Source organism: Spirillospora sp. NPDC049652 (genome assembly GCF_040675125.1).
In the GTDB taxonomy this organism is placed as follows: Bacteria; Actinomycetota; Actinomycetes; order Streptosporangiales; family Streptosporangiaceae; genus Spirillospora.
The window spans coordinates 1-1970 of the sequence record NZ_JBFAOF010001177.1; the positions used below are offsets into that span (position 1 = coordinate 1).

The window sequence follows — 1970 nt, forward strand, 5'->3', positions numbered from 1 at the left end:
CCCGCGCGTGCTGCACCGCCGCCGCGGCGGACCGACCGCGCTGCGCATCCTGCTGGGATCGCAGCTGCGCCGGCTCCGCGAGCGGAAGGGCATCTCGACCGAGGACGCCGGCTGGACGATCCGCGCCTCGCACTCCAAGATCAGCCGGATGGAGCTCGGCCGCGTCGGGTTCAAGGAGCGGGACGTCGCCGACCTGCTGACCCTGTACGGCGTCACCGACCCCGCCGACCGGGACGGCCTGCTGGAGCTCGCGCGCGAGGCCAACTCCCCCGGCTGGTGGCACCGCTACGGCGACGTCCTGCCGACCTGGTTCGAGACCTACCTCGGCCTGGAGGAGGCGGCCGCGCTGGTCCGCACCTACGACCTCCACTGCGTGCCCGAGCTGCTCCAGAGCGAGGGCTACGCGGGGACGGTCATCCGGCTGCTCCACCCGGACGCGCCCGAAAGGGACGTCCAGCGGCGCGTCCGGCTGCGGATGACGCGGCAGGAGCGGTTCACCGAGCCGGGCGCGCCGGTCCTGTGGGCGCTCATCGACGAGGCGGTGCTGCACCGTCCGGTCGGCGGCCGGGACGTCATGCGCGACCAGCTCCGCCACCTGGTCGCCATGGCCGAGGCCCCGACCGTGACGGTGCAGATCGTGCCGTTCGCCGCCAGGCGGCCGGTCCCGGTGGGCCACCCGTTCACCGTCCTGCGCTTCGCCGAGGCGGACCTGCCGGACGTCGTCTACCTGGAGCACCTGACGACGGCCCTCTACCTCGACCGGGGAGCCGACGTCGAGGCCTACCTCGGCAGGGTCGAGCAGCTCGCCGACGTGGCGCTGCCCCCGGACGCCAGCGTCCACGTGCTCCTGGACCTGCTGCACGAGGTGTAGGGGCCGGTCGGCGGGCCGGCGGGGTCGCCTAGGATTTCCGGATGCGGGTTCCGTCTGATGGGGAGATCCGGGGGCTGCACGAGCGGTACGCCCCCTCGGCCGAGGCGTTCGAGCTGGTGTTCACGCACTGCGAGATCGTGGCGCGCATCGCCGGGCAGTTCAGCGCGAGCCCGCTCGTGCGGGCCGGGGCGCTGCTGCACGACATCGGCGTCTACCGGCTCTACGGGCCGGACGGGCGGCTCGACTCGGCCGACTACATCCGGCACGGCCTGCTGGGCGAGGAGCTGCTGCGGGCCGAGGGGCTGCCCGAGGCGCTGTGCCGGTTCTGCTCGCACCACACCGGCGTCGGCATCACCTGCGCGGACGTGCGGGAGCAGGGGCTGCCGCTGCCGGAGGCCGACTACCTCGCGGAGACGGACGAGGAGGCGGTCGTCATGTACGCGGACAAGTTCCACAGCAAGACGACGCCTCCGGTGTTCGTCTCCGCTCCCACCTACACGGTGAAGGTCGGCCGGTTCGGCGAGGACAAGTCGCTGGCGTTCAAGGCGATGCGGGAGCGGTTCGGCGACCCCGAGCTGGGGCCGCTCGCCGAGGCGTACGGGTTCGCGGTCATCTGACGGGCAGCGTCGCGGGGAGGCCGAACCTGCGGTAGACCTCCTCCTCCTGCGTGACGGTGTTGCGGATGACGCCGGCGGACGAGACGTCCAGCACCTGGAGCGTGTGCAGCCTCGCGGGGCCGCCGGTGCGGGGCGTCAGGTAGGCGGCGAAGCCGGGCTGGCCGTTGGCCTCCACGGGGAGGTGGCTCCATCCGGTGCCGTTCAGGGTGTAGACGCGCCGCATGAAGCCGAGGTACATGTCGCGGCCGGAGTACCAGTTGAGGAACGGCGGCATCTCCATGACGACATCGGCGGCCAGCAGGTCGCCCAGGGCCGTCAGGTCGGCGCGTTCGAAGGCGGCGACGTAGCGTTCGGCGAGGGCGCGCGCGGACGGGTCGGACGGTTCGCCCAGGTTCTCGGGGTCGAGGTTCTCGTCGGCGAGGCGGGCGCGGGCGCGTTGCAGGGCGCTGTTCACGGCTGCGGTCGAGAGGTCCAGGGACGCG

Annotated in this window: 3 protein-coding genes; 2 read left to right on the forward strand and 1 reads right to left on the reverse strand. The window is 72.9% G+C overall.

Annotated elements, in window-relative coordinates; translation table 11 throughout:
• Positions 1 to 7: 7 nt before the first annotated feature.
• Entirely contained in the window at positions 8 to 871 is an 864-nt protein-coding gene (locus AB0J52_RS38270) for a Sco1979 family transcriptional regulator (protein WP_500187912.1), read from the forward strand.
• A gap of 41 nt (positions 872 to 912) precedes the next feature.
• Complete coding sequence (locus AB0J52_RS38275) at positions 913 to 1488, forward strand: HD domain-containing protein (protein ID WP_500187909.1); 576 nt, start codon at positions 913 to 915, stop codon at positions 1486 to 1488.
• On the opposite strand, the gene AB0J52_RS38280 is transcribed toward AB0J52_RS38275, so the two are convergent.
• A partial coding sequence (locus AB0J52_RS38280; RefSeq protein ID WP_500187910.1) for a nuclear transport factor 2 family protein occupies positions 1481 to 1970 on the reverse strand: 490 nt, incomplete at its 5' end. The genes AB0J52_RS38275 and AB0J52_RS38280 overlap by 8 nt on opposite strands.

What these genes read in the sequence shown, in the direction of transcription:
- AB0J52_RS38275 (WP_500187909.1), top strand. Translation starts at nt 913, where the DNA reads ATGCGGGTTCCGTCTGATGGGGAGATCCGGGGGCTGCACGAGCGGTAC.